23 protein-coding genes are annotated in these 25,647 nt (G+C 53.2%); 14 read left to right on the top strand and 9 right to left on the bottom strand.

Annotated features, from left to right (window positions below; all coding sequences use genetic code 11):
• Nucleotides 1-97: 97 nt before the first annotated feature.
• The 5 genes from ACTH5D_RS04160 to ACTH5D_RS04140 all read left to right on the top strand — a co-directional run bounded on the left by ACTH5D_RS04160 (nucleotide 98) and on the right by ACTH5D_RS04140 (nucleotide 3,817).
• The gene (locus tag ACTH5D_RS04160) at nucleotides 98-361 is read left to right on the top strand and encodes a PAAR domain-containing protein (protein WP_441668631.1); all 264 of its coding nucleotides are present in this window, start codon (nucleotides 98-100) and stop codon (nucleotides 359-361) included.
• Between the two features lie 43 nt (nucleotides 362-404).
• Nucleotides 405-1,316, top strand: coding sequence for a hypothetical protein (locus ACTH5D_RS04155; RefSeq protein ID WP_441668629.1), 912 nt, complete (start codon nucleotides 405-407; stop codon nucleotides 1,314-1,316).
• Nucleotides 1,313-1,576 carry a PAAR domain-containing protein gene (locus ACTH5D_RS04150; protein ID WP_441668627.1) on the top strand — a complete coding sequence of 88 codons (264 nt, stop codon included), beginning with the start codon at nucleotides 1,313-1,315 and terminating at the stop codon, nucleotides 1,574-1,576. Before ACTH5D_RS04155 ends, ACTH5D_RS04150 begins: the two co-directional genes overlap by 4 nt.
• A 97-nt stretch (nucleotides 1,577-1,673) precedes the next feature.
• Nucleotides 1,674-2,606, top strand: coding sequence for a hypothetical protein (locus ACTH5D_RS04145; RefSeq protein ID WP_441668625.1), 933 nt, complete (start codon nucleotides 1,674-1,676; stop codon nucleotides 2,604-2,606).
• A 161-nt stretch (nucleotides 2,607-2,767) separates the two neighbouring features.
• Nucleotides 2,768-3,817 (top strand): hypothetical protein, encoded by a 1,050-nt coding sequence (locus ACTH5D_RS04140; RefSeq protein ID WP_441668623.1) that lies wholly within the window; start codon nucleotides 2,768-2,770, stop codon nucleotides 3,815-3,817.
• A gap of 77 nt (nucleotides 3,818-3,894) precedes the next feature.
• Here the strand turns inward: ACTH5D_RS04140 and ACTH5D_RS04135 are convergent, their stop codons facing one another.
• Together ACTH5D_RS04135 and ACTH5D_RS04130 are read right to left on the bottom strand one after the other, a co-directional pair.
• Nucleotides 3,895-5,877 (bottom strand): methyl-accepting chemotaxis protein, encoded by a 1,983-nt coding sequence (locus tag ACTH5D_RS04135; RefSeq protein WP_441668621.1) that lies wholly within the window; start codon nucleotides 5,875-5,877, stop codon nucleotides 3,895-3,897.
• A gap of 523 nt (nucleotides 5,878-6,400) precedes the next feature.
• Nucleotides 6,401-8,668: a molybdopterin cofactor-binding domain-containing protein gene (locus ACTH5D_RS04130; RefSeq protein ID WP_441668619.1), complete on the bottom strand. Its 2,268-nt coding sequence runs from the start codon at nucleotides 8,666-8,668 to the stop codon at nucleotides 6,401-6,403.
• 199 nt (nucleotides 8,669-8,867) lie between these two features.
• Between ACTH5D_RS04130 and ACTH5D_RS04125 the strand changes: the two genes are divergently transcribed.
• Nucleotides 8,868-9,350, top strand: a complete 483-nt coding sequence (locus ACTH5D_RS04125; protein WP_192535794.1) for a MarR family winged helix-turn-helix transcriptional regulator — start codon at nucleotides 8,868-8,870, stop codon at nucleotides 9,348-9,350.
• On the opposite strand, the gene ACTH5D_RS04120 is transcribed toward ACTH5D_RS04125, so the two are convergent.
• The 4 genes from ACTH5D_RS04120 to ACTH5D_RS04105 are packed head-to-tail and all read right to left on the bottom strand — an operon-like array spanning nucleotide 9,347 to nucleotide 12,815.
• Entirely contained in the window at nucleotides 9,347-10,015 is a 669-nt protein-coding gene (locus tag ACTH5D_RS04120; protein ID WP_441668617.1) for an N-carbamoylsarcosine amidohydrolase, read from the bottom strand. The genes ACTH5D_RS04125 and ACTH5D_RS04120 overlap by 4 nt on opposite strands.
• A gap of 11 nt (nucleotides 10,016-10,026) precedes the next feature.
• A complete protein-coding gene (locus ACTH5D_RS04115) occupies nucleotides 10,027-10,818 on the bottom strand; it encodes a maleate cis-trans isomerase family protein (RefSeq protein ID WP_441668615.1) in 792 nt (263 codons plus the stop codon).
• A 15-nt stretch (nucleotides 10,819-10,833) separates the two neighbouring features.
• A complete protein-coding gene (locus ACTH5D_RS04110) occupies nucleotides 10,834-11,652 on the bottom strand; it encodes an alpha/beta fold hydrolase (protein WP_441668613.1) in 819 nt (272 codons plus the stop codon).
• Nucleotides 11,649-12,815 carry an FAD-dependent monooxygenase gene (locus tag ACTH5D_RS04105; protein WP_441668611.1) on the bottom strand — a complete coding sequence of 389 codons (1,167 nt, stop codon included), beginning with the start codon at nucleotides 12,813-12,815 and terminating at the stop codon, nucleotides 11,649-11,651. The genes ACTH5D_RS04110 and ACTH5D_RS04105 overlap by 4 nt, the downstream gene beginning before the upstream one ends.
• Nucleotides 12,816-13,273: 458 nt before the next feature.
• Between ACTH5D_RS04105 and ACTH5D_RS04100 the strand changes: the two genes are divergently transcribed.
• The 5 genes from ACTH5D_RS04100 (at nucleotide 13,274) to ACTH5D_RS04080 (ending at nucleotide 19,645) form a co-directional block, all read left to right on the top strand.
• The gene (locus ACTH5D_RS04100; RefSeq protein ID WP_441668609.1) at nucleotides 13,274-13,762 is read left to right on the top strand and encodes a (2Fe-2S)-binding protein; all 489 of its coding nucleotides are present in this window, start codon (nucleotides 13,274-13,276) and stop codon (nucleotides 13,760-13,762) included.
• The gene (locus ACTH5D_RS04095) at nucleotides 13,755-16,751 is read left to right on the top strand and encodes a c-type cytochrome (RefSeq protein WP_441668607.1); all 2,997 of its coding nucleotides are present in this window, start codon (nucleotides 13,755-13,757) and stop codon (nucleotides 16,749-16,751) included. The genes ACTH5D_RS04100 and ACTH5D_RS04095 overlap by 8 nt, the downstream gene beginning before the upstream one ends.
• A 45-nt stretch (nucleotides 16,752-16,796) precedes the next feature.
• Entirely contained in the window at nucleotides 16,797-17,000 is a 204-nt protein-coding gene (locus ACTH5D_RS04090) for a hypothetical protein (RefSeq protein ID WP_441668605.1), read from the top strand.
• Complete coding sequence (locus tag ACTH5D_RS04085) at nucleotides 16,993-18,501, top strand: sodium:solute symporter family protein (RefSeq protein WP_441668603.1); 1,509 nt, start codon at nucleotides 16,993-16,995, stop codon at nucleotides 18,499-18,501. Before ACTH5D_RS04090 ends, ACTH5D_RS04085 begins: the two co-directional genes overlap by 8 nt.
• A 112-nt stretch (nucleotides 18,502-18,613) precedes the next feature.
• Nucleotides 18,614-19,645, top strand: a complete 1,032-nt coding sequence (locus ACTH5D_RS04080; RefSeq protein ID WP_441668601.1) for a leucyl aminopeptidase — start codon at nucleotides 18,614-18,616, stop codon at nucleotides 19,643-19,645.
• 78 nt (nucleotides 19,646-19,723) lie between these two features.
• Here the strand turns inward: ACTH5D_RS04080 and ACTH5D_RS04075 are convergent, their stop codons facing one another.
• From ACTH5D_RS04075 to ACTH5D_RS04065, 3 genes are read right to left on the bottom strand one after another with little or no spacing between them, the layout of a single operon-like run.
• A complete protein-coding gene (locus tag ACTH5D_RS04075) occupies nucleotides 19,724-20,674 on the bottom strand; it encodes a biotin-dependent carboxyltransferase family protein (protein WP_441668599.1) in 951 nt (316 codons plus the stop codon).
• Nucleotides 20,671-21,369, bottom strand: coding sequence for a 5-oxoprolinase subunit PxpB (gene pxpB / locus ACTH5D_RS04070; RefSeq protein ID WP_441668633.1), 699 nt, complete (start codon nucleotides 21,367-21,369; stop codon nucleotides 20,671-20,673). Before pxpB ends, ACTH5D_RS04075 begins: the two co-directional genes overlap by 4 nt.
• Before the next feature lie 26 nt (nucleotides 21,370-21,395).
• Nucleotides 21,396-22,148, bottom strand: a complete 753-nt coding sequence (locus ACTH5D_RS04065) for a 5-oxoprolinase subunit PxpA (protein ID WP_441668597.1) — start codon at nucleotides 22,146-22,148, stop codon at nucleotides 21,396-21,398.
• A gap of 481 nt (nucleotides 22,149-22,629) precedes the next feature.
• Between ACTH5D_RS04065 and ACTH5D_RS04060 the strand changes: the two genes are divergently transcribed.
• The 3 genes from ACTH5D_RS04060 (at nucleotide 22,630) to ACTH5D_RS04050 (ending at nucleotide 25,638) form a co-directional block, all read left to right on the top strand.
• On the top strand, nucleotides 22,630-23,613 hold the full coding sequence (locus ACTH5D_RS04060) for a TRAP transporter substrate-binding protein (protein WP_441668595.1): 984 nt from the start codon (nucleotides 22,630-22,632) through the stop codon (nucleotides 23,611-23,613).
• A gap of 81 nt (nucleotides 23,614-23,694) precedes the next feature.
• On the top strand, nucleotides 23,695-24,258 hold the full coding sequence (locus ACTH5D_RS04055) for a TRAP transporter small permease (protein WP_441668593.1): 564 nt from the start codon (nucleotides 23,695-23,697) through the stop codon (nucleotides 24,256-24,258).
• 75 nt (nucleotides 24,259-24,333) lie between these two features.
• Nucleotides 24,334-25,638 (top strand): TRAP transporter large permease, encoded by a 1,305-nt coding sequence (locus tag ACTH5D_RS04050; RefSeq protein ID WP_441668591.1) that lies wholly within the window; start codon nucleotides 24,334-24,336, stop codon nucleotides 25,636-25,638.
• Nucleotides 25,639-25,647 lie beyond the last annotated feature (9 nt).

Genomic DNA, 25,647 nt, shown 5'->3' with positions numbered 1-25,647 from the left:
AAGTCCCGATAAGGTTTAACCATGTTCAAGAGGATGATGTTTCAAGCAGAGTAAGGCCTTACTTCATCCGCCGCGATGGCCAGTGGGAAATCTGCCGATGAAACCCGTTGCCCGCCAAGGTGATCTACACAGCTGCCCCATCCAGGGGCACGGCACCACGGAAATTGTCACCGGCTCGCCCTCTAAAGTAGGGGGCCAGCCCGTAGCGCGGGTGGGTGACAAAACTGGTTGCGGCGCCACCATTATCGAAGGCTCCAGCCACTCTAACCACGATGGTAAGCCCACCGCCTACCTGGGCTGTAAAACTGATCACGGCGGCGAGATTATTACCGCATCGAGCAGTGCCAAAGTTGAGCTTTAGTGCATCGCGTTAGTTTATCGAGTTGCTGAAGGTATAAAACAGAATGAAAAAATGGGTAACTTCTTACTTCTGGATTGTTGCGCTGATGCTAATCAGTGCGCCCTTAATGGCACAAGAAACAGAGTACCAGTTTGGCGTACGCTGGAGCGTGAATGGATTAGCATCCTCAATTGACGTACAAGACATTATGCTTAATTTTTCTGGTACACCGAGTAACCTCGATACACGGTTGCCGGTCTCTCAGTACATAAAGAATGGCAAGAATACCGTCAAATTATATACATGGCCGCTTGAATATGAGGCTGAACATGAGCTACGCGTATCACTGCTGTATTGGAAGCCTGGTCAAAATCCCAACACTGAAGCCAGCACCGCCTTTGAAGTACTTATGATGCCTGGCGTGGAAGACGCCAAGCCCGAGATAGTGTCAACAGACCCTGATGCGCCTTTGCAGCCACTGCAAAATGGCATTCGCTTTAGTCGCTATGAAGACAACGATACGCTAGAAGTTAACTTCACTAATCGCCAGCCGATGCCCACCTGGTGCTGGGAAGAGGGCGATATTCTACAAGACAACGACGCTACCCGCGATAGCCTGACCCGCGAATATCATCGGCTACATGCGTTGTTTGCGGAGGGCGATAATGAAGCTTTGTTGGACGCCGCATCGAACAGAACCGAGGAGTTGGCGTTAGCCTCGGATACGCCGGAAGCCTACGTGCGAGATCGGTTCAGTTACACCATGTATTTTGATAGCCCAGACCTTTACCAATTGAACGCTTTTCCTGACGAGCCGATGACGTTGAACTTAGGAGCAGATAATCGTGTGGCTTGGCTAACAACTGAAGGAGTTCAAGTCCCGATAAGGTTTAACCATGTTCAAGAGGATGATGTTTCAAGCAGAGTAAGACCTTACTTCATCCGCCGCGATGGCCAGTGGGAAATCTGCCGATGAAATCCGTTGCCCGCCAAGGTGATCTACACAGCTGTCCCATCCAGGGGCACGGCACCACGGAAATCGTCTCCGGTTCGCCCTCTTTTGTTGAGGGCAAGCCCGTGGCGCGGGTGGGTGATAAAACCGGCTGCGGCGCCACCATTATTGAAGGCTCCAGCCACTCTAACCACGATGGTAAGCCCACGGCGTACCTGGGCTGCAAGACCGATCATGGCGGCGAGATTATTACGGCCTCCAGCAGTGCCAAGGTAGAGCCATGATTTCAAATGCTTCCAAGCTGAGTATCGGTAATTCATTTCTGAAGCGTACTTGATGCTCAGCAGTGCCAAAAACTAGTCAAAACATGGATAGTGAACTATGAAACGATTGATTGTTGCCCCCTTTCTGTTGATGGCCTTGATGGGCAAGGTACTGGCTGGCCCCTCGGAAATACCTCAATCAGGCGTATATGCCGTGGACTCGATAGAAGCGGTAGAAGCGAGCCCCATGGCGGATTCCATACTGGCCGAGATTGAAGCGAGCATGGAGCGCGCCTGGATCAGGTTTGATCGAGAGAGTCGCACAGCTGATATCTATATGGAAGCGCAGGAAGAACCGCTACATTACGATTTCGATTTCGAGTCCCAGCAGGCGACAAGCCCTGACAACCCTACTGCTGGGCTTCGATTCGAAACGCCCGAACAGTTTGTGATGATTCATGGCGTGCCGTTCGAAGTCGCATTTACCTTCCAGCAGATAAATGAGGAGGGGCCTGAATTTGCCGCTTTGCAGTCTGCCAGGGATGAATGGCTGGAGAGCAAACAGGCGGCTTTGGAAGAGCAGGGAGCAGGTCTAGCTGAGTTTTTCGATGTTGAGCCTTTGTCGACTAATGCATCCGACGGGGTAGATTGGGACGTACCTTACGTATTCGATATGCCGATTGATTGGAATGATCAAGAGGTAACGCTTTCCAACCCTGATTTATTCGCGTCTGACGGGCTGCTTTTTACTACCGATTTTGGGGTGCCAACACTGCTGGTAGGGCAGTTGGTCACGGCCCCGGACACCTTTCGGCAAAGCGTTATCTCATCTGCTGATGCACAGGAAACGATTGAGTTGGAGGCGCCGGATCGAGCGCTGACTATTTTTATGAATCAGGATGGCAATCTAGGGCTTGTCGGAATTGTACCCGGTGATCAAGAGGCAACAAGCTTCTGGATAGTGGAACCCAATGATTTTCTGGTGACGGAAGATATCAATAAGCTTATTGCCATGTTTTATACCATCCGTAAGCGAGATTCCCAGGAATAAAGCATGCTAGGCCCCCTTTCCTTGGGGGCCTAGCATTGGCGCTGGTGAGCGATCAAATGATCTGCGGCGCATCCATCTCGCTGAAAACATGCCTTTTGCAATCATGGAGTTTTCTAGCACTAGCGCTGTCTGTTATAGAGATCCCACTAAGGAGCTTAACGATGCAGAAAGAGCGCATGAACGCCAGAGTTGTGCAGCAGGGCAGTATTCACTGTTTTCCCGTTGGCCTGCGTGATGAGCAGGGCCAGCTCGCCAACGCAGAAGTGTCAGCCGTTGTGTACGACGGTGAGCGATTACTGCTAGCCAGTGACAAGCCGATTCCTGGTGAGCATCGCTCCGCAGTGTTTTCGCTGCCGATGACGGCAGAAGGGCCTGATGATTCACAGCTAGAGTACTTTACGACGCCGCTTATTAAGCGTGCGGTTAAGTACGAAGATTTTGCGTTAACCGCCGATGGCAAACACGTATTGGCCACGACCGGTTTTGACCGCATTGACGATGCTACCCACGACCTGAACGCCTATAACCATTTGCTTATCTGGCCACTCGGTGAGCCGGATAAAGTGCAGGCCGTTGACCCTGACCCGCGTGACGGTGTTGAAGGTTCGCTGGAATTGCGCCGTAAGCTCAATCAGGCGATTGGTTTTCCCTACTATAAGATTGAAGGGCTAGCCGCGGTGCCGAGCGAGCAGGGCGATGGGTTGCTGCTTTTTGGGGTGCGCGAGCAAGGGCAGCGACACGATGACTTTTCCTACGTGAGTCGTGTGGTCGGGGCCCATTACGTGGTAAGTGCGTCTGGCAATCTCGAATTTATCGACGAGATGCGCGAAATATATGCGTTTGAGCCGACTCAACATGAAGACGTCACCGTTGCGTGCGGTTTATCGAGCCTTGAATATGATCCCTACCATCATCGGCTCTATCTGATGACCAGTTTTGAAACAGAAATCGATAACGTGGAGCGTATCGGTGGTTATCTATGGGTAATGGAGCTAGACAGTCTCTACACTGGCGAGCCGCCTGCCTTGATACATGGGCTGGACGGTATGCCTCTTGAGTTTGAGCATAAGGCAGAAGGGTTGGCGGTGTTAGACCATGAGCGTATTTTTGTGGTGTACGACAATGATCGTGAAATGAGAGTGGGCAGTGTAGATGAGCGCGATGAGCGCCATGCTAGCGAAGCGCTTTATACGCTGTTACACATGGAATGAGGCTTGCTTGAAAGCTAGCTAGCGTGACGAAAAAAGGCACCCAGTTGGGTGCCTTGTCGTGTTATTGATTGGGGCCGTTAGAACTCTTCCCATTCTGCCACTTCATGTTTTTGATGGCCACGCTGGGTATGGCGATTAGACGTTTGAGGTAATGCAGAGCCTGTTGCTGTGTGCGATGCTACGTAGGGCAATGCGGTGTTTGAGTCGTCTACCTCATTGAGCACAAATTCACCCATTAACTGATCCAGGCTGCGCGCGTTATCGCGCATATTAGCGGCCAGGTTGGCACTTTGGCTGACCATGGCGGCATTCTGCTGTGTCATCATGTCCATCTCTGCAACCGCTGTATTGACCTGTTGAATGCCGGTGGTTTGTTCGCGTGCGCCTGCCGCAATCTCTGCGATTACGTCAGACACCTGAGTAACACTCTGGCGAATTTCTTGCATACGCTCAGCTGCGGCCTTAACGATGTTGCCGCCCTCTCGTGAATGACTAACAGACATATCAATCAACGCACGAATATCATGAGCCGCAGAAGCTGATCGGCTGGCTAGGGTGCGTACTTCACTGGCAACGACGGCAAAGCCTCTGCCTTGTTCTCCAGCGCGGGCTGCCTCTACCGATGCATTGAGAGCCAATATATTGGTTTGAAAGGCAATCGAGTCAATTAGGCCAATAATATCGCTGATTTTGTTGGCCGAATCACTGATCGCAACCATTTTAGCTTCCATCTGGCTCATCGACTCGGTGCCGCGCTCAGAGGCATTAGCTGCCTCTAGTGCAAGACCATTCGCCTGCTCAGATGCTTGAGAAGTATGCGCTACCGTAGAGTGAATTTCCTCCATTGACGCTGAGGTCTGCTGAAGGTTTGCCGCTGCTTGCTCAGTGCGCGAGGAAAGCTCTTGGGTACCATCGGCCATATTGCTGGCATCGGATAGTACCGTGCGAGCGTTTTGGCGTACTTCCTGAAGAGTTACCTGCATGCGCTCTACAAAAGCATTAAAACCACGAGCGAGATCACCAATTTCATCTTGGGTTTTTACATCTAAACGGCGCGTTAAGTCACCTTTACCTTGCGCAATGTCGGCCATAGCGCTGGCTGTGTGTTTGATAGGCGCTAGGGCGCGCCGCGCTGCGTAAGCAACGACCACTAATAATATTATTAGCAATAGCCCACCCGTTAGTAGTAACGACTTTAAAAGGCTATTGGTCACAGTGGTAAATGCAGCAACGGGGACTGTGACTCCAACGACCCATGAGGTGCCTTCCACGGGACTCCACATGAGCACTGTGTGCTCTCCACTAGGCATTGTGATTTCACCGGAACCGGCTGTGCCGCTGAGTATCTGTTGGCTGAGTGCATCCAACCCTTCATAGCCCTCTCGATCCGCATCGGTGTAATTGAGTGACATGCGATACTCTTCAACCGGGTGGGCAATAACCTGCCCCTGGCTGTCGATTAACCAGCCATAGCTGCCTTCACCCACATTAATGCCTGAGGTAATGTCTGAAACGGCGGCCATCGACACCGTCATACCGAGCAAACCGGCCCTATTGCCGCGTTCGTCGAACACGGTATCGGCGACAATGGCCGTTGGTAGACCGCTAATCATAGAGATAACTGGGTCGCCGAGGAGGCTGTCCTGAGCCCCATCTGTTACCAGCGTTTTAAAATAAGGCCGTTCTGCAATCTCCAGTTTGACGCCTGCATGCGTCAACGTGGCACCTGAGGCATCCGAAAAGAACAATGATTCGATGGTGCCACCTGGTGGGTAGCGCTTTTCGAGCCATTCGAGATGCGTTGTAAGCGGTACGTCCTCGGCCAGGCGCTCATCCTTCGCGAGCACAGCTATCCAGTTGCGGTATCCGGTAATCCAACGGCTGACTTCGTCAGCGCGCGCTTCTACTTGCCGCTCACCGGCATTGTCTAGCAGCTCTGGAATAGCTTGATTAAGCTGTTGATTGACGACAATGCCCAGAATAATGGCCACCACCAAGAGCGGAATGGCGACCGCCGTCAGGAGTTTCTGCGTCAGTGAAAGACGAGAAAGTTTCTTCATTTGTTGCCTCGACGTATTGGCCAGTAGTAGATCCGCTGTGTATGGGGCAGCGCTATACTCTGACTATGTTATGGTTCCCTAGGTTTTTTTTACTACCATTAGTTGTTAACGGCCGATTGTAGATAAACTTAAGCCTTGAAGGTGTTTTTTTTGGCTAAGTGGTAAATATTGAGAATGTGGTTTTTAATGTTTTGTGGTTGATGCTATAACGCTTTTTGAGCATATATTAAAAACAATAATCAAGAGATAAATTAATTTTTATCAATATTTTAATTCTAGGAGTTAATAGAAATTTTTATTTTATTGTGATTTTTTTGATTAAAGATCAATGTCTTGTTATTTTTTTTGCGGTGTTTTTCTGCTCACGACCGATACGCTTTTAGCCAGTCGAGCCACTGCTGAGAAGCAAAATATTTTCTACTTTGTTGAATGGCAATCATGATGCCTAAATATAATTATATTTATTAAATTAAGTGCCGGTAAGTGATGCTTTTAATCGCTCGTTTTAATTACCCTTTTATTGTTAAAATAAAGCCGATTTAAGCATCTCGCGAACGGCCTCAGGGGTAAAAGGAGGGTGAGTGAAGCGTACGCCTGTTGCATCGAAGAGCGCATTAGCAATCGCGGGAGCGCCGGGTAGTGATGTGGATTCTCCTACGCCTAGTGGCGGTAGTTCCGGGCGATCAAGCAGCATGACATCAATTGCTGGAAGATCAGAAAAACGCAGCACTGGATATCCGCCCCATTCCCTGCTGGTGGGTAGGCTATCTTCAAAGGTGACACGTTCTTTTAAGGTGCGGCTTAGCATCTGAATGACATTGCCATGTACCTGATGGCGAACGCCGGCAGGATTCACCATTAGGCCTGCATCCTGCCCTACGAATAGCCGTTCCACGACAATACGTCCGCTCTTCGTATTCACTTTAAGCTCGACAACCCAGGCGGCGAGTGCCGCGCCAAAACCTGGAAATTTACTGTGCACGTATTGCGCATAAGCGAAGCCTCGGCCATAGCACCAGTCAGCGTCGTTTTTCGGATTTGCATTGGCGACACCTGCTTTCCAGTTTGCACGCTGCACGAGCGCTTCAATCAGCTCGCAGGCGCGGTCATCAGGCAAGTTACGCAATCGGTAGGCGACGGGATCTTCGTTTGCCAAACAGGCCAGTTCATCAATGTAGCTTTCATGAGCGAAGGTATTGGGTAATGCCGAGACGCCACGCAGCCAAGAAGCGCGCACAAGCGTTGGCACATCGTCACAAATGATTTGCCGATGAGGGTAATGATAGGGCGGCACTGATGTTCGGTCGCCCATTTCAAAGGGGATATCGATCGGCGGCGTTGTACCTGTCAGCAGCAGCGCCAGTGTCGGTGCGCTGTTAGAAGGATAGCGTGAGCTAAAACGATAGCCTGCTGGGCTACCGTCCGCGTTCAGCCCACCCTCAATAGCCATGTACTGAGCGGCTCCTTTGGGCTCCCACGTGTGTTCTTGCTCGCGCGTTAACTGCACGCGAACAGGGCGGCCGACTGCCTGGGAAAGAAGCGCGGCGTCCGCGCCCACATCGTCAGCGCAGTTGCGGCCATAGCAGCCTGACGTCTCCATGCGAGTGACGGTAATGACACTCTCATCTAAGCCGGTTAGGCGCGCTAAATCTGCACGCAAACTATGTGGATTCTGTGTGCCCGACCAGACGTGAAGCGCGCCAGCTTTAGCATCAGCCACTGAGCAAGAAGGGCCTATCGAGCCATGCAGTTGAAAAGGCCAAACATAGCTGCGATTGAGCTGCTGGCTGGCCACGCTAAGCGCGCTATCTAGATCACCTTCGTTGATAAGCATGCGCTGCTTGCTGGGTAAATCCAGTAGCGCTTGCTCAATATTGTCCAGTTGGGGAAGCCCTTCGACCGGGCGCCACTCAACTTTAAGCTGTTTAGCAGCAGCGGCGGCTTGTTCTTCACGCTCAGCAACGACACCGACAAAATCCCCTATCACCACAACGCTAATCACGCCGGGCAAATGAGCGACAGAGCTTTTATCAACGGCTATCAAGCTAGTGCCGATAAACGCGCCGTTATCGTGACCTACATAAGAAGGGCGAATCACTCGGCCATGCAGCATGCCGGGAAGGCGAAAATCATGGACGAAGGTTAATTTGCCCGTGACTTTGTCAGGGATATCAACACGAGCCATGGCTCGACCCACTAGCGTGTAATCGCTGGCGGGCTTGAGCGGTGCGCGATCATCTAGCTTCAACGCATGGCGTGCACCCTTTAGCAATGCTCCAAAGCTTATCGGCGGGTGATGCTTGTCGTTGGGCTGGATAGTACTGTTGAAATGAATAGCGCCGTGTTGGCAGCTAAGTAGGGAGCGCTCGACGCCAAAGTGTTTGGCAGCCAGTGTGAGCAAATATTCGCGTGCCTGTGCCGCGGCACGGCGAAGAGGTTCCGCGGTAATCTGAATCGTCGCACTGGCGATGGTGGGTCCTTGGTTGGGCACATCAAAGGGATTGCCGAGCACCATGGTGACACTATCGAACGCCGTACTCAGCTCTTCCGCTACGATTTGTGCCAGTGACGTGCGTATGCCGGTGCCGAGATCTACGTGTCCGTTGAACGCCACGATATGGCTATCGCTCAAGATGGCGATGAATATCTCGGGCTCAATGGGTGTGAAAAGAGAAAGCGTGCCAGGTTGACCTGGAGCTGGTTTGGGCGGCGTTATAGGGTCTCTATAGACAACCAGAAGATCTGGCTCATGCAGCAGTGACTGTCTTGTATAGTTTGATTTATCCGCCATAACCGCTTCCAAAGCTATCTTTTAAATTAATGTATTTGAGGTGATGAATTGGTGATAAGTAAGGTAAAATTATAGCGTATACGCCATAAAAGCATGGTGAATTGTTCTCACGCAAGCAGTATTTCGTGGGCTGCTACGTGCCCCTGATCATCAGTGCCATACTCAGTACATCTCGGCGCCAATACATTAAGGATATTGAATGACAACGGATAGTGCGCTTCATCACTCGTCGGCCGGTGAGCATCCTACGCCTTCAGAGCAAGGCTATGATTTTTCAGAACAAGTGGGGCACCTGCTACGCAAAGCCTATCAGCGCCACACGGCTATTTTTCAGCGATACAGTAGCGATAAACAGTTAACGGCGATCCAGTTCGTGACGCTGTGCACGGTAATGGAACGTGGTCCCAGCTCGTTAACTGATATCGTCAACGTCACGGCGATAGACCCGGCGACGATCCGTGGCGTTATTAAACGCCTCAAGGCCCGCGGATGGATCTCGCTGACCACGGACCCCAAGGACCAACGAAAAGTCATGGTGGTCATCACTGAGTTGGGCGCTGAGCTGGTAGAAAATATGGTACCCAGCGCCAAGCAAATCAGCGATCAAACCATGCAGAACCTCAATCCCGCAGAGCGCGTTGCGCTGATGCATCTGCTCGAAAAAATGAACGCGGATAGCTAGCTAGTGGCTAGGTAATCCAAGGTTTCATGCAGGCTAATGACATCCCCGTACTTACTATCGATATCAAACAGATTGGCTTCGTGGGGCGCTGGGTGGCGGTCGCCGACGCAGTCGCGCACGACGATCACGCGAAAGCCGTGCTGTAGGCCGTCAACCGCAGTGGCACGGATGCAGCCGCTGGTTGAGCAGCCGGTGATGATCAGTGTATCGATCCCCATCGCGACAAGCGTTGAAGCAAGCGAGGTGCCGAAGAAGGCGCTGGCATACTGCTTGGTCATCACCAGCTCGTCCTCACGCGGTGTTACCTCTGGGCAGAACGCGGCGTAAGGATTGCCCGCTACCATGGCGCGCATTACCGGCGCTTTTTTCACCCATATGCCGCCATCAATTTGATCCGGCGCGTGATACAGGATGTTGGTGTGGATGACAGGAATGCCGCTATGCCGGGCTGCGTCTAACAGTGAGGGCATATTGGCAACGGCATCCACCACGCCCTGGGCAAACAGCGGCGAGCCAGGCGTGGTGTAGCCCTGCATGAAATCGACCACTAGCAGCGCAGGCTTGTGACCAAAGCCAATGCGGCCATCCCAAACACCTTTGTAGTTGTCGTCTAAAGAGCGATCGTCAGCGCCTTTGCCGCTGGCTGTCTGGTTAGAGGGCGTCATGATATTTGTTCCTAGTAAGCGCCTGACAGCAAGGCACCAGCGCCGGGCACAATAGGCTCTAAATCGAGCGCTTTAAGCATGGCGTAGGTAGTGGCGATAGCAGCAGTGACCACTGGCTTGCCCGTTAAGGCTTCTACCTTGGCAACGGCCGCTAGCGATGGCATTTGTACACAGGCTGATAGCACGATGGCATCGACGTTGCTTAAATCGAGGCTCGCCACAATGCCAGGAAGATTAGCGGGATCGTGGCGGGCGACATCCAGGTTGTTAGGGATTTCGAGTGCCCGATAATCAAGCACTTCAATGCCTTCTTGGCGAATGTAGTCGACCACCATCTCGGTGAGTGGCTTCATGTAGGGCGCTACCACGACAACGCGTTTGGCGTTCATCACGCCTAGTGCATCGACCAGCGCGCCAGCGCTCGTTACCACCGGCGTATCGCAGCCGTTCTCTTTGGTGCGGCTGCGTAAGCGCTGTTGTGATTCACGGTGATAGCCAGGCCCCATGGCCATGATCGCGACCAAACAGGCGTAGCCCATCACATCGACTGCGGCATCGGAAAGCTCCAATGCGCAGCGGTCTGACTCAGCGTCCATCGCCGCCAACTCGTCCTTGCTGACATTTTTCATGCGCATACGGCTGGAGTGGAAGGTAAAACGCTCAGGCCGGATTAGCTGCCGTGCCGCCAGCATGGCCGGAATTTCCGTTTCCATCGTGATGTTAGAACTTGGCACGATCTGCCCGATGCGATAGTTCTTGGAATAGCTTTTGGAGTCGTTCTGGGTCGTGGTGCTGTGAGTCATGATCATTGGCCTTTGTTAGAGTTGTGTGCCGAGGAAGTCTTCAAAAGCGGCAAAAAAACCGTCGAAATCATCCCAGGGAATCATGTGGCCCGCGTTTTCCGCGGTGGTAATCCGCAGGGTGGGCAGCAGGTCGATCATTTCAGCGCGATCTTCATCCTGGATAACGCCGCCTTTGCCCGCGCACATCAGCAACGTAGGCACGTTGATGTTGGGGAGGTCTTGGTGGATATCGACGCTGTGAAACTCTTCAAACGCCTGAACTATGGCCGGCTCAAAGCAGGTATGCAGCCACTCGGCGCGCAGCCGCAGCTGCTCATCACTCCAGGTCGGGCAGTAGTGACGCATGGTCTCAATGTCGGCGCCACGCGTGCAGTCACGAATCGAGTCCACATACCACGGCAGCTTGCTGGGATATTCTCGGCGTCCTGGTCCTGAAACCGGTGGGTCGATCAGCACCAGCTTGGCAATGCCCTTTGCGCCGCGGCTCATGGCGCGAAGCGCAAAGCGCGCGCCCATGGAGTGGCCCGCTAGAATGACATTGTCGAGCCCTAGCTCATCAATAAACGCAATCACATCGTCAGCGCAGGTGTCGATGTCGTAAGCGAGCTCGGGGCCGGTAGACGATAAGCCCCGCCCACGGACATCCAGCACGTAGGTATCGAAGTGCTGACCCAGCCGCTCGGCTACAAAACTCCAGGTGATAGCGGGGCTCGTAATGCCCGGTATCAGCACTAGCGGTTGGCGTGAGGACTTAGCGCTGTCACCAAAACGCAGGTAGTGCTGGCGAATACCATTGGCATGTAAGTTCGCGCCATAAAGATAGGTGCTGCTCATACTGGGCTTCCTTCGTTGATCGCGTCAGGTTGCTTCAGTGGTACTTCAAAGGGATCGTAGGCGAAGACCCAGGCCGGATCTTCATCTGCACGTAGCCATGTATTGTCGTGGGAGACTTGCTGTACCCGCGAGGCACGCTCAAATCGGTTGGTGCGATAAAGCTCGAAAGCACGTTGATAATTGTCAGCGCCAACCCCTTCTAGGCAACGCACCAGCATGGCGGCATCTTCAATCGCCATAGCGGCGCCTTGAGCCATATGTGGCTTCATTGGGTGACAGGCATCACCAAGCAGTACTAATCGGTTTTCATGCCAAAGTGGTAGTGGATTACGTTCCAATAAAGGCCACTTCGTAACGCTTTCCGTGCAGTCAATCAGCGCTTGTACGGTGGGGTGATAGCCTTCAAACGCCGTGCGCATTTCTTCGCGGGAGCTATCGACGAAGGAGGTGCCGTGGTTCCAGTCGGGTTCGGGCACGCCCGTCACGTAGTAATACTCTTTTTCGTCGCCGGTGACGAAATAAACCATCATATGACGATCTTCAGACCACCACTTTACGCACGCCTCAAAATCCAAATCGTACGCCTTGAGCTTTTCAGCGGAGATAATCGCACGGTGGGCAACCCAGCCACTGTAGATAGGCGCTTCAGTGCCGAGTAATTTCTCACGCAGCCGTGAATTAACACCATCAGCACCAATGACTAAATCGGCTTCTTCGGTTGAGCCATCGGCGAAGGTCATGACGACTTTATCGCCACTGTCATCGACATCGACCAAGCGCTTATCGAAATGTAGATTATCCTGATCGAGCGTGCTCACCATTAATTCGTGGAGGTCGCCACGGTGGACGGTGATATAGGCTGCCCCGTAGTTTTCGAGAGCAAACTCACCCAGTGGTATACGCGACTGATATTCCCCCGTCATGCCGTTACGGCTGAACCAGTAATCGGGATGTGACCCCATGGCATTAAGCTTGTCCTCAATGCCGATACGCCGCATGACTTTCATAACGTTGGGGCCAAGGTGAATCCCCGCTCCAAGGCGAGAAAAAGCCGGCGCTTGTTCGTACACCTTGGTGGGATAACCCGCTTGCTGCAGCAGTGCGCCAGCCGCGGCACCGCCAAGACCAGCACCAATGACTGCAATGGTGGGTTTATTCTTCATATCGTCGTTGCCTCGCTGTTTTATTCACACACCGCCGTGCAGAGCGCCTCAGGGAGTGAGTTTTTTAATGCTATAAACAACGTATACACCATTTATTTTTTGGTCAAGGATTTAGTGGGAAAATTATTTTTTATGAGCAAATAGATTGATTTATTATATATGTGTCTGAATTAAATATATTTTTTTGTATTTTTATGGTTTTTATAAAAACTTGAAAGACGTATCAATTGAATGCTATATGTTTATTAATATCTTTTTATGGTGTGTACGCTGGTTGTGCACGTTTTCGAGCATCGCCGCACTGCACCGGTGCACGCCTAGCGATGAAAGTGAAAATAGGCTGAGTATTCAGTGCTACGAAAGGTGTTTGGCGAGCAGGTTTTATGCGTACTATCTAATTAATAGCTAAGCCGTATCCAGGCATGAAGGCCGTTTTAACAATAAGATGATGATTCCTTATGACGCTAACGTTGACAGTCAATGGGCAAGAACATGAGTTGGCGGTCTCCCCGCATACGCCGCTACTCAATGTGCTGCGTAACGACCTAGCGCTTAATGGGCCTAAATATGGCTGTGGCTTGGGCGAATGTGGTGCATGCAGTGTATTGATCGATGGCATGGCTGCACGAACATGCGTGCTACCCGTATCCGCTGCCGTTGGCCATGACGTCATCACGCTTGATGGGCTGGCCAGCAACGGCCAGCTTGACCCTGTTCAGCAAGCCTTCATTGATGCGCAAGCAGCCCAGTGTGGCTACTGCCTGAACGGTATGATTATTACCGTTCGTGCGCTGCTCAATCATAACGCACAGCCTTCAGCGCAACAGATTCGTGCCGCGCTTGAGCATAATCTGTGCCGATGCGGTACCCACGTTGAAATTTTGCAAGCAGCGCGGCTGGCTGTTGACCTCAATGCGAACCGGCTGCAGGAACCACTTCATGAGTGAAGGACAGCGGCCTCGTCGTCAGCATCATCAGGCGAGCACTCCTGCGGCATTGGCGCATTCACGCTATGGCGTCGTCGTACGCCCACCTCACTATCATTGGGATGGCGAGCGGTTTGAGAGCGATCGCTTAATTAGTGTTGATAGATCCAGCATCGGCTCGCTACCAGGTGCTATTGAGGTGGTGGTTGAAGAAGACTTTGTCGGTATTGTCGCCGGCAGTTTGGCCTTGGCCGTTGATGCAGCTAAGCAGCTCAAGGTTGAATGGCAATCCATGCGTCAGCCAACCAATAGCGCACCTGGTTCTGTTGAATTTACTTCTCTCAAACTCAGCGCTGTTAAAAAAAGCCCTCAAGCGCAGGCATCAATGCGCCAGCAGTATGGCTGGCCGAGCCGGATGCATTGGGGAAATAGCCCCGGCTGGGTGATCGCGGATTATCGCCAGCACCAGCTCGATATTTGGGGAGAAACCGTTACTCCGCTGGCGCTTAAGCACGATTTAAGTCGCTTAACCGCATTGCCCGTTAACCAGATTGAGCTCTATTGCCTCGACCAAACGCATGTGTCGCGCCAAGCAACCGGGCTTGGCCGCCATTGCGGCGATGATGCCGCTGTCGATGCGGCGCTAATGTCTAAGGCGGTGGGGGCTCCGGTAGCGGTTTGGCTTGATGCCCGCTATGCAAAAGATAAAGAGGCGCTGGGGCAGGCACAGCGGATGACGCTAGAAGCCGATCTTGCCAGCAGCGGTGAGATCGCTCGTTATCATTATCAGCAGGCTAGTATTATCGGTGAGGTCGCCGCTGTAGGGCTCTGGCTGAGTGGCAAGGCCGTGACCACCGAGCTTACGGCTGAGGCTTCGGATAATAATAACGATGCGGCGCCGTTTTCACCTTACGTTTTTCGAGACCAATATCTTGCTTCAAGAAGCCAATCCAATAACCTTTCAAGCGATCCTACTGTTGTCGACATTCAGCAGGCGTTTGCGCGAGAGTCGTTTCTAGATGAGGTGGCTCGTGATAGCGAACAAGACCCCATTGAGCTGCGTATTCGTCACCTCGACGATGCGCGTGGCATAGCGCTAATAGAGTCGGTCGCTAAACGGGCTGAGTGGACGCTGCCGCTGTCGCCGATTTCTCCCACGTCAGTGCCTCAGGATCTGCTGCGAGGTCGCGGTTTTGCATACTCCCAGATGCCAAGCCGTGATCTACGTGAGGCACCTGGTGTACGCTCCGCGTGGATTGCCGACGTAGTGGTTAACCGTATTACCGGTGAGGTGCAACTGACCCGCTTGGTTGTTGGCCAAGACACGGGTCCTGATGTGGATACCGCGCGTCTTCAGCAAACGCTCCAAAAGCGGGTATTGGGTGAAGCTCGCCCACTTTTGGGGCAAAGCCCTGCGTTTGATGAGTGGGGTGATGGCCGCAATGTACTCGTGCCCGTCGCTGCTGGAGCAGGCGAACTGGCTACGCGCGGCTATCAACCGTCAACGCAAAGGGTGCCTTCTTCTTTTAACCAACCTGCTACCGATGTATTAACCGGGGCTGAGCTGTCGCCCGGTGTTGCCGTGATTGCCAACGCGCTATTTGATGCGACCGGCATTCGTTTTCGCCAGCCTCCCTTTACTGCTAAGCGTGTCCGCCAGGCGCTCCAAGAGCCGACGGTGGAGAGTGCAGGGCTCTCGGCCAAACTGCAGCGGCCTGCGAAGCGACGCTGGTTAGCCGCTGCGGCACTGACTACAGTGGCGGGCACGGTGGCTATAGCATGGCCATGGAAAGGCGCAGTGGCCCCTATTGCTCGGCCAGCCGCCAATCTTTACTCTATCGATACCATTGAGCGCGGGCGGCTAGTCGCCGCTGCTGGCGATTGCGCAGCGTGCCACACCGATGACAATGGTGTCACCAACGTGGGTGGGCGTTCATTTGAAACCCCATTTGGAACGCTCTACAGCACTAACATTACGCCAGATGAGGTAACGGGTATTGGTCAGTGGTCCTATGCGGCGTTTGAACGAGCAATGCGCCATGGCATCAGCCGCGATGGCAGCCATCTCTATCCCGCTTTTCCGTATACGGCGTTTGCCAAAACAAGTGATACCGACTTACAGGCGCTGTACGCCTACCTAATGTCTCAGCCAGCGGTGTCATCGGATAAAACCGTTAACGATCTTGCTTTTCCCTTCAGCGTGCGCTCTTTGATGGCCGGTTGGAACGCGCTTTATCACGACCCTGCTCCCTTCCAGCCAGACCCCATGCAAAGCGAGCTTTATAATCGAGGCGCCTATCTTGCCGAAGGGTTAGGCCACTGCAGTGCCTGCCATAGCCCCCGCAATGCCATGGGCGCGGAGAAAAGCGGCAAGAATTATTTTTCAGGGGCCTTTGTTGATGGCTGGGAGGCGCCACCACTCAATGCACTGTCGCGTGCGCCGGTTGCTTGGAGTGAAACATCGCTCTACGACTATTTGCGTCATGGTGAGTCGGCGCTGCATGGCGTTGCCTCTGGCCCGATGGCGCCAGTCGTTGCGGGATTGGCCGAATTGCCTGAATACGACGTGAGAGCCATTGCCCACTATGTGGCCACACAGATGCAGGCACCGACGGACGATAGTGAGATAGCGGTGGCGATGGCGGAGCAGCGTGTGGCTAGCACCACGCTTAGTGCGCCCGGCTTGGAGGCGGGCGAGCGCCTATTCGATGGTGCTTGCGCGGCCTGCCATGTGGCAACCGGAGTACCTACTTTCTCCAGCGCCAGTACGCCACTCGCGCTGAATACCAATATTCATAGCGACCACCCCGACAACGTTATTCAGTCGATTTTAAGCGGTACCCACGCAGACCACGTTCCAGGAGCCGGCAGCATGCCTGGTTTTTCCAACAGTTTTAGCAATACCCAAGTCGCTGATTTAGCGATGTATCTTCGAGCGCGCTTTGCACCAGATAAAGCACCTTGGCAACAACTAGAACAACGTAGCGCTGATTTACGCCAGCCTCACTAAAACAACACACACTCTACTCCATGATGTAATAAAACGAGGTGGACTATGAAACCTGAGTTTGGAAAACGAAGTAAATGGATATGGCTCGTATGGATAATTATCCTGCTGAGCTATTTAGTGCCTTACACCCTGCTGAGCAATGTCGCGTTTTGGTACGGCAGTTTCTTGTTTTGGGCGGTTGCAGGGTTAATTGTCATTGCGCTGAACGTGTTTATCACTAAAGATTTCGAGGATCACAGCAATGACTGAGTCACTCATTTGGTGGTCTATTGCTATCTATTTATTGATTGCGGTAGGCATTGCGATTATGTCGCGACAAGGCGCTGCAGAAAGTATGTCTGGATACTTTTTGGGCAATCGACAGATGAATGGCTTTGTCTCAGCGCTGAGCTACAGTGCCACTACCTACAGTGCGTTTATGATGGTGGGCTTGGCAGGCCTCACCTATGCCGGCGGCGTTGGCGCGCTAGGCTTTGAAATTATTTACTTTGCCGGTGTCTCGCTGGTCGCTATTTTTGGGCCCAAGTTTTGGGCCGTCGGGAAAAAATTTGGTTATGTGACGCCGAGTGAAATGCTGGGTCATCGTTATAACAGCAAACATGTCGCGATGGCGGTTTCCATTGCCAGCTGTATCTTCCTGATTCCTTACTCAGCGGTTCAGTTGGCGGGTGTAGGCTATCTGTTGCAAGGTATTACCGACGGCGCGATTACCTTTACGACGGGCGTCATCATGGCCACGGTGATCGCCATTTTCTTCTCTTATATAGCGGGAATTCGCTCGGTCATGTGGACCGACTCTCTCCAGGCTATCATGATGATTGTGGCCTCGACGCTGGTGGCGTTTCTGGTTATCCAGGGTCTGGGGGGCTTTAGCGCACTCTTCGATACTCTGGCAACTGAACATCCCCAGTCTCTCACGGTGCCGGGCTCAGGTTTGTTCAGCTTTGTTACTTTCTTAGGGCTAACGATTCCTTGGTTCTTCTTTAGTCTTTCTAATCCTCAAGTTAGCCAGCGCCTGTTTATGCCTTCTTCACTGCGCGCTATGCGTCAAATGCTGATTGGTTTTCTAGTATTTGGCTTTATCTACACCATGGTGTCGGTACTGTGGGGCTTCTCTGCTTTAGCCGCCTTCCCCAGCCTTGCACGTGCCGATTTGGCGACGCCCACGCTGCTAGCATCCGAGTTTGTACCACCGGTCCTGGGTGTGATCGTGATGGTCGGCATTATGGCAGCCGCCGTTTCTACTATTGATTCCATCATGCTGACGCTGGCCTCTATGGTCTCTCGTGATGTGTATGCGAACGTGAAGCCAAACGTCAGTGAAAAGCGCCAACTGCTGGTCGGTAAGTTTGTTGTGCCTGTCATCGCAATTTTGGCATTGGCCTTTGCCGAGCTGCAGTTGGACTTGATTGCCGTACTTTCAGTCGCCGCATCGTCTGGCCTGGTCGCGATGGTGCCCGCCATTATCGGCGCTTTCTATTGGAAGCGTGGCACTGGCGCTGGGGCCTTAGTCAGTGTGGTCGGCACTAGCACCTTTGTGCTGCTGATGTATGCCACCGGAAACTCACTGCTGGGTCTACCTGCCGGCATATGGGGAATCGTCGTCGCTAGCGTGCTTTTTGTTGGCGTAAGTCTGATGACCAAGCCTCATCAAGCAGCCACGGATGCCTTCTTTGACGCCATATCAGAAGAGTTGGGTAAAAAGCGCAGCCACAAGGTTAGCCCGCCGGCTCAGGAGTCGAACGTTTAGTTTTATCTGACAATATTTAGAGCGTTTGAGGCCCAACATTGCAAGCTCAAACGCCCTCAAGAAGATTTTCCTAACACGATATAAGCTTTACACCAGCGAAGTAGGAGTCTTTATGGATCATGCAGGCTTTACGGAAATCTGTCTCCATCAGTTAAAAATGTCCGGCGTACACGAAGGTGAAAGGCTCGTGGTGCTTACGCAGGGGAGCGAACGACTGGAATATGCCGATGCCTTTATGGCCGCAGGCCAGCGTTTAGGTGCCAACATGTACCACATGCGCTTACCAGCTCCGCTACCCACTGGCGGCTGGAGCGTGGGTGCGACAGGGCTTGCCAGTATGCCCGACGCGGTGGAAGCGCTCAAAAATTGCGATATGCTGATCGACTGTATTTTCCTGCTTTTCTCACCTGAGCAAATGGCCATTCAAGCGGCAGGTACACGGATCTTAACCGCCGTTGAGCCACCGGAACTACTGGCCAGAATGCTGCCTACCCAGGAACTCAGGGAAAAGGTTGAATTAGCCGCCGAGTTGCTGGCAAAAGCCAAGGTTATGCGCATCACGTCCCCTCACGGGACGGATGTCACCTATCAACTTAATACATACGCCACCGTTGCTGAGTATGCCTGCACCGATGAACCCGGGCGGTGGGATCACTGGCCGTCCGGTTTTGTATTTACCGGCGGTGATGATGACGGCGTTGATGGCACCATTGTTGTTGCACCAGGCGATGTTTTGCTGCCTCAGAATATGTACGTCAGAGAGCCGATTACGTACACCATCGAGAAGGGCTGGATTACCGATATCCGCGGCGGGCTAGATGCGGAGCTGGTTAAATCCTACATGGAAAGCTTTAATGATCCGCGCGGACTGGGTATGAGCCATGTAGGCTGGGGGATGAACCCTAATGCCAAGTGGCACCGTATGGTGCCTGGTGAGTTTCCCGGCGGCATGGGCATGGAGCCGCGCAGTTTTTATGGCAACGTCATGTTCTCCACCGGGCCAAATAATGAGCTAGGCGGCACTAACGATACGGCCTGCCATCTCGATATCCCCATGCGCAATTGCTCGCTGTTTTTGGATGGTGAACCTATCGTGGTTGATGGCGATATTGTCGTTAAAGAACTGCAGATGGCCAGGCATTAATGCGCTAGAACCTGGTCGTGCCAAAGCCCTTCAACAAAGCCCTTCAACAAAGCCCTTCAATTGAGGGGCTTTGGCGTATTAGCGCCACACGTTTAGCTGCGCTCGATAATCGGCCTGCGCTTGGCTGGCGCTGACAGGGGTTAACCATACCTTGGTGCCCGGCAGGCATTGGGAAAGTAGCGCGCAGGCGAACGGGGTGAGCGCACCCAGGCGCGGATAGCCGCCAATCGTTTGGCGATCGTTCATGAGTACGATGGGCTGGCCGTCAGGCGGTACTTGAACGGCACCGAGCGGAATGCCTTCGGAAATAATGCCTGTCAGTGAGCCATTCAGGGCAGGGCCTGTGAGTCGCACGCCCATACGGTCAGCGCGGTTATCCACCGTCCAAGGCTGATTAAAAGCCTGGAACAGAGAGCGGCCGCTGAAGGTGGCGATTTGTGAGCCGAGCACGACAGGCAGGCGGCATTCTATTGCGGGCATACGCAGGGCTTGGCTGTCAGGAAGCTTTCTGATCTTTGAGGCATTGCCCTGCCACGTCAAGCGGTCGCCTACTTTCAGCGGTTTACCATCTTCATGTAAGCCGCCGAGCTGCTCACGGGCGGTGCAGGCGCGGCTGCCCAGCACTTCGGGCGCATTTAGTCCGCCAGGAAACGAGAGATAGGCTCGCAACCCCTGGCGAGGCTGGCGAAACACTAAGCGCTGGCCGGGCGTCAGGGTGAAGCTTGTGTTCGGCGCCAGTGGCTTGTCGTCTAACTGGGCATCCAGGTCAGCGCCCGTTAGCGCAAGGCGCACTTCGCATTCGGTTTCGAGGCTTAAGCCGCCGCCCATGACAATCTCGATGGCTGCGCTGTTTGGCTCGTTGCCTAGCAGCCAGTTGGCCCATCGAAAAGAAATCCAGTCGGCCGCGCCGCCTTGGGTCACGCCAAGATGGCCCACGCCAAATCGTCCGGCATCTTGAATTAACGCCAGCGGCCCGGCTTGTTTAACAAGCATTCCTGCGGGCGCTTTACGCGTAGCAACTTGGTTCATGAGCGCTCCTCCATCGGGGTGGTATCACCACCGTCCGTTTCAAACTCGGCGCGCGAGATCGCTTTAAACCGTACTTTGTCACCAGGGCGGAACAGGGGGTCGCCACGCTTGGCATACTCGAAAAGCGGCACGTTAGTACGGCCAAGAATGTTCCAACCACCCGGGGACAGCAGCGGGTAAATCGCTGTTTGGCGATCGGCAATACCTACGCTGCCCGCCGCGACTTTGCGGCGCGGCGTTTTTAAGCGCGGAGTGGCTAGCGCTTCATCTACCAAGCCCATGAAGCCGTAGCCGGGCGCGAAACCGAGTGCGAATACGCAGTAGTCGTGGTTGCAGTGCTGTTCGACCAGCGCCTCGACGCTTAAGCCCGCGCGCTTGGCGACCAGGGGCAGCTCAGGCCCCACGCTTTCGTCATACCACACGGGAATTATGTGTAGTTCACCCGCTTGGGTATCTGCCGGCGTAAGGTTGCAAAGTGTCTTGTGGATAACGGTCAGGGCATCGTTGTGATTTAGCTGCTGACAGTCGTAGTGAACTAATAGCGTGGTGTATGAGGGGACTAAATCAATTAAAGCGTTCCCAAAGGCGGCGCGCAGGGCTTGGTCGGCGGCGATCACCCACGCCATATTGGCTTCATCAATGGTGTCGAACAGGCGCACCATCAGGGCGTCCATGGCGGTCGTTTCAATGCGCATTTTAGGGCGTATTTGAATGCTCGGTTTCACGCCTGCTCCAACGCCTGAAAGGCCTCGCGGATGGCACGCACGGCGGCCACTGATTCTGGATTGTCGCCGTGAACACAAAGTGTGTCGCAGGCCAGCTTTAGCGGTGTGCCGTCCAGTGCGGTAAGCGGTTCGCCTTGCGCCAGCCTTACCGCTTGATTGACGATAGTGTGCTGGTCGTGATGAACGGCGTTCGGTAAGCGCCGTGAGGCCAGATGGCCATTGGCATCGTAGGCGCGGTCAGCAAATGTCTCGAACCATAGGGTAATGCCCAGCTTGGCGGCTAACTCGCGGTGCGGTGCAGCGTCGGCCGTCGACATCACCATCAGCGGCAGGCTGGGGTCATAGGCGCGCACGGCGCGCATCACGCCTTCGAGTAACGCAAGGTTAGCGGCCATGTCGTTATACAGCGCGCCATGGGGTTTTATGTAGCTGAGTTGCGTGCCTTCCGCTTGGCATATGCCCGCCAGTGCGCCGACTTGGTAGAGCACCATATCTTCAGCCTCTTCCGGGGAGCAGGCCATTGAGCGGCGGCCAAAGCCCATTAAATCGGGGTAGCCTGGGTGCGCACCAATACGCACGCCGTGCTGGACAGCCAGTTTGACGGTACGTCGCATCACATGAGGGTCAGAGGCGTGAAAGCCACAGGCGATATTGGCGCAATCGACATAGGGCATGACATCGGCATCTAAGCCGATGCTCCAGTTGCCAAAACTTTCGCCCATATCGCAGTTAAGCAGGGGGATGGCCATAGCGACTCCTGTTATTTAGGTGCTTTCACTTAGCGGAAGCTAACGTGTAAACCACCAACAATATATGAACACGGCTTGCCCAGTGCCAATCGTTTTTGATGATTTTTATTTTCTACTGCTCCTATCATATTGTTATTGATATTAAAAATGATTGATCGTTGGACAAGATATATTTGTCGCGCTAACAGCAGGGCGTGATAAAAGCGTTGGCGGTAGTCACTGCTAAAAGTGGCCTCAACATTGCATAGTTAATGTATTGCCACGTGCGTCATCACTCTGTTTAGAGGGCTGGCAGTACGACAATGCTTATTTTATTAGTCAACCATTGCTAGAGCGTTCCGTATGGACTGCCCAAGCGCTATGCTCAGAGGGTGAATGGATATTACAAGACCACTTTTCTCCGGGCGCTGGGTTACTTCCAGTGTCTCCTCTGGTACTACCGACGTAACACATTACTAAAATTCATAAGAGGGTTCTCAAGATGCGCAAAACACTCACGTCAACACTGCTACTGGCAACTGCCTGCGGCTTCACGGTCACGGCTCACGCTGCCGAATGGACGATGGCCACTCCCTATGGCGATGCTAGCTTTCACACTCAAAATACCAAGCAGTTCGCCGAAGATGTGGCAGAAGCCACCGATGGTGAGCTAACCATCACCGTTCATAGCGGCGGTTCATTGGTAGCGCACGGGGAGATTAAGCCGTCGGTCCGTCGGGGCACGATTGATGCGGGTGAAGTATTTCTCTCAGTTCTGTCCAACGATGACCCTATTTTTGAAGTCGATACGCTGCCGGGCGTAGCGGGTAGCTATGATGATGCCTACGCGCTTTGGGAAGCGACTAAGCCCGTGATTACCGAGCTATTTGCTGATCAAGGATTGATTCCCTTGTATGCGGTTGCGTGGCCCGCGCAAGGCATTTACACCGCAGAAGCACTAACCGACCCTGCGCAGTTTGAAGGGTTGCGCGTGCGTGCTCCTAATATCAACACCCAGCGTTTCGTCGATAACTTGGGTGGCAGCCCCACGGAAACCGAGGAATCTGATATTCCCACCGCGTTCAGTACTGGCCGAGTGGATGCGATGATTACCTCCAGCTCCACCGGCAGTTCCATGGCCGCGTGGGACTATGTAACGGATTACACCAATGCCAACCTGTGGCTGCCTAAAAATATAGTATTCATTAGCCAGCGTAGTTTTGATGGGCTGGATGAAGTAACTCAAGATGCGTTAATGGAAGCTGCCGCTGAGGCTGAAAAACGTGGCTGGGAGATGAGCCAAGAAGATAACGATGCCAGTTTGGTCACGCTGGAAGAAAAAGGTGTCGCGGTTTCTGAGCCTAATGAAGCTATATCCGCTGCCCTACAGTCGGCTGGCGACAAGCTGTTTGAAGACTGGCAGTCGCGTGCCGATGACGAAGCTAAGCAGGCATTGGAAGCCTATCGCGAGCAGCGGGATAGCTAATTCTCATCTTGATAGCTCTTGTGAGGGGCTGGCTTTGGCCAGACCCTCTGCTTTTTCCATGTGCTTCGCGAGACTGTGAATATGACGTTTAAATTCGACAAACTCTATCGTCTGGGAGCTTGGGGAGCAGCGGCGTGTATGGTGGCTATCTGTGCGCTCATCGCGTTCCAGGTGACCTTTCGCTTGATAGATGCTCTGCTTGTACTGGTTGGCTTGAGCCGCCTGGGCTTAAGTATTACCGGCGTTTCGGAACTGGCTTCTTACCTGCTGGTAGGGGCGACCTTTTTAGGATTAGCCTACACCTTTGTGCACCATGCCCATATTCGTGTGACGCTGCTGATTGCACGTCTGCCATCGGCCGTGCGCGTTTGGTTTGAAGTATTTTGTTTAATTATTGCGCTGGCGATCAGCCTAATGCTGAGTTACGGCCTAATTGAGCTGGCAAGAGAAAGTTTAGCGTATAACGATGTTTCCTCAGGATTTTTGTCGATTCCGCTATGGATTCCCCAAACCGTGCTGGCGACGAGCGTCGGCCTGCTATGTTTGGCCCTTATCGAAGCCTTGTTGATGGCATTGCGTATCGCCGCCCGCGACCCCTCGAGCTTTCGCGAGGCCACCGCGACGGATGACAGTGAGATGCACTGAGGTTATGTCTGCTAAGTCTATGACAACTCACTTTGTACTTATCCAGCTCATGCTTTTTATTCCGGAGACGCCCGCGTGCTATTACTAAGTTTGGCTACCATTCTTACTCTTATGCTGTTGCTTGGCAGCGGGGTGTGGATCGCCTTCGCGCTGATCGGCACTGCCTGGATAGCATTAGAGTTCTTCAGCTCGTTCTCACCAGGATCAATCTTAGCCTCAGATTTTTGGGGGGCTAGCTACGGCTGGGACCTTACCGCACTGCCTATGTTTATCTGGATGGGGGAAATACTGTTTCGCTCAGGGCTTGCCGACAATATGTTTCGCGGCCTGTCACCCTGGCTGAATCGACTGCCTGGCCGGTTACTTCATACCAATATTATTGGTAGCGGGATGTTTGCTGCGGTGTGCGGCTCTTCCGCGGCGACCTGCGCCACGGTGGGCAAAATGACGCTACCAGAGCTTGAACGACGGGGCTACGACAGCAATATGGCGATTGGTACGCTGGCCAGCGCCTCGACGCTTGGGCTGTTGATTCCACCGTCTATCGTGTTGATCGTCTACGGTGTGGTGACTGAGCAGTCGATCTCCAGGCTGTTTATGGCAGGCATTGGTCCCGGTTTAATGATCCTGGCAATGTTTATGACCTATCTCATTTTATGGGCGCTGCTTAAAGGCAATCGTGAAGGGCTTACCGGTGAAGATGAGTCGGACATGAGCTTTGCGGAAAAGCTGCGTAATACGTGGTCACTCGTCCCTATTTTGCTACTGATCGGCGGCATTGTCTTTTCAATCTATGGCGGGTTAGCGTCGCCCACTGAGGCGGCTGCGGTGGGTGTGGTGCTATCGCTTGTGATTGCACGTTTTAACGGTCACTTTGATCGCGATATCTTCAAAAACTCGCTGTTTGCCGCTGTCCGTACGGCCTGCATGATCGCGTTTATTATTGCCGGCGCCTCATTTTTAACCTCGGCGATGGGCTTTACTCAAGTGCCCATGAAGCTGGCCCAGGCGATTGGTGAAATGGGGCTTTCACCCACCATGCTGCTGGTAGCACTGACCCTGCTTTTGCTGGTGATGGGGTGTTTTCTTGACGGTATTTCGCTGATTCTGCTGGTCACGGCGATTATTATGCCGGTGGTTAGCGCTGCGGGCTTCGATTTGATTTGGTTTGGTATTTACCTGGTTGTAGTGGTTGAAATGTCGCAGATTACGCCGCCAGTGGGCTTTAATCTGTTCGTGATTCAAGGATTAACCGGTAAAGATATCCTGACCATTACCAAGGCCACGCTGCCGTTTTTTCTACTCATGCTGCTGGCGATTGCCTTAATGCATATCTTTCCTGGCATTGCTCTTTATCTACCTGAGGCGATGACTCGCTAAACGCCCGTG

This window comes from Halomonas sp., assembly GCF_052095695.1.
Classification (GTDB): Bacteria; Pseudomonadota; Gammaproteobacteria; order Pseudomonadales; family Halomonadaceae; genus Vreelandella.
The sequence above is the reverse complement of the archived record's forward strand: the minus strand, read 5'-3'. Positions and strand labels throughout refer to the sequence as shown.

What these genes read in the sequence shown, in the direction of transcription:
- ACTH5D_RS04160 (WP_441668631.1), top strand. Translation starts at nt 98, where the DNA reads ATGAAACCCGTTGCCCGCCAAGGTGATCTACACAGCTGCCCCATCCAG.
- ACTH5D_RS04155 (WP_441668629.1), top strand. Translation starts at nt 405, where the DNA reads ATGAAAAAATGGGTAACTTCTTACTTCTGGATTGTTGCGCTGATGCTA.
- ACTH5D_RS04150 (WP_441668627.1), top strand. Translation starts at nt 1,313, where the DNA reads ATGAAATCCGTTGCCCGCCAAGGTGATCTACACAGCTGTCCCATCCAG.
- ACTH5D_RS04145 (WP_441668625.1), top strand. Translation starts at nt 1,674, where the DNA reads ATGAAACGATTGATTGTTGCCCCCTTTCTGTTGATGGCCTTGATGGGC.
- ACTH5D_RS04140 (WP_441668623.1), top strand. Translation starts at nt 2,768, where the DNA reads ATGCAGAAAGAGCGCATGAACGCCAGAGTTGTGCAGCAGGGCAGTATT.
- ACTH5D_RS04135 (WP_441668621.1), bottom strand. Translation starts at nt 5,877, where the DNA reads ATGAAGAAACTTTCTCGTCTTTCACTGACGCAGAAACTCCTGACGGCG.
- ACTH5D_RS04130 (WP_441668619.1), bottom strand. Translation starts at nt 8,668, where the DNA reads ATGGCGGATAAATCAAACTATACAAGACAGTCACTGCTGCATGAGCCA.
- ACTH5D_RS04125 (WP_192535794.1), top strand. Translation starts at nt 8,868, where the DNA reads ATGACAACGGATAGTGCGCTTCATCACTCGTCGGCCGGTGAGCATCCT.
- ACTH5D_RS04120 (WP_441668617.1), bottom strand. Translation starts at nt 10,015, where the DNA reads ATGACGCCCTCTAACCAGACAGCCAGCGGCAAAGGCGCTGACGATCGC.
- ACTH5D_RS04115 (WP_441668615.1), bottom strand. Translation starts at nt 10,818, where the DNA reads ATGACTCACAGCACCACGACCCAGAACGACTCCAAAAGCTATTCCAAG.
- ACTH5D_RS04110 (WP_441668613.1), bottom strand. Translation starts at nt 11,652, where the DNA reads ATGAGCAGCACCTATCTTTATGGCGCGAACTTACATGCCAATGGTATT.
- ACTH5D_RS04105 (WP_441668611.1), bottom strand. Translation starts at nt 12,815, where the DNA reads ATGAAGAATAAACCCACCATTGCAGTCATTGGTGCTGGTCTTGGCGGT.
- ACTH5D_RS04100 (WP_441668609.1), top strand. Translation starts at nt 13,274, where the DNA reads ATGACGCTAACGTTGACAGTCAATGGGCAAGAACATGAGTTGGCGGTC.
- ACTH5D_RS04095 (WP_441668607.1), top strand. Translation starts at nt 13,755, where the DNA reads ATGAGTGAAGGACAGCGGCCTCGTCGTCAGCATCATCAGGCGAGCACT.
- ACTH5D_RS04090 (WP_441668605.1), top strand. Translation starts at nt 16,797, where the DNA reads ATGAAACCTGAGTTTGGAAAACGAAGTAAATGGATATGGCTCGTATGG.
- ACTH5D_RS04085 (WP_441668603.1), top strand. Translation starts at nt 16,993, where the DNA reads ATGACTGAGTCACTCATTTGGTGGTCTATTGCTATCTATTTATTGATT.
- ACTH5D_RS04080 (WP_441668601.1), top strand. Translation starts at nt 18,614, where the DNA reads ATGGATCATGCAGGCTTTACGGAAATCTGTCTCCATCAGTTAAAAATG.
- ACTH5D_RS04075 (WP_441668599.1), bottom strand. Translation starts at nt 20,674, where the DNA reads ATGAACCAAGTTGCTACGCGTAAAGCGCCCGCAGGAATGCTTGTTAAA.
- pxpB (WP_441668633.1), bottom strand. Translation starts at nt 21,369, where the DNA reads ATGCGCATTGAAACGACCGCCATGGACGCCCTGATGGTGCGCCTGTTC.
- ACTH5D_RS04065 (WP_441668597.1), bottom strand. Translation starts at nt 22,148, where the DNA reads ATGGCCATCCCCCTGCTTAACTGCGATATGGGCGAAAGTTTTGGCAAC.
- ACTH5D_RS04060 (WP_441668595.1), top strand. Translation starts at nt 22,630, where the DNA reads ATGCGCAAAACACTCACGTCAACACTGCTACTGGCAACTGCCTGCGGC.
- ACTH5D_RS04055 (WP_441668593.1), top strand. Translation starts at nt 23,695, where the DNA reads ATGACGTTTAAATTCGACAAACTCTATCGTCTGGGAGCTTGGGGAGCA.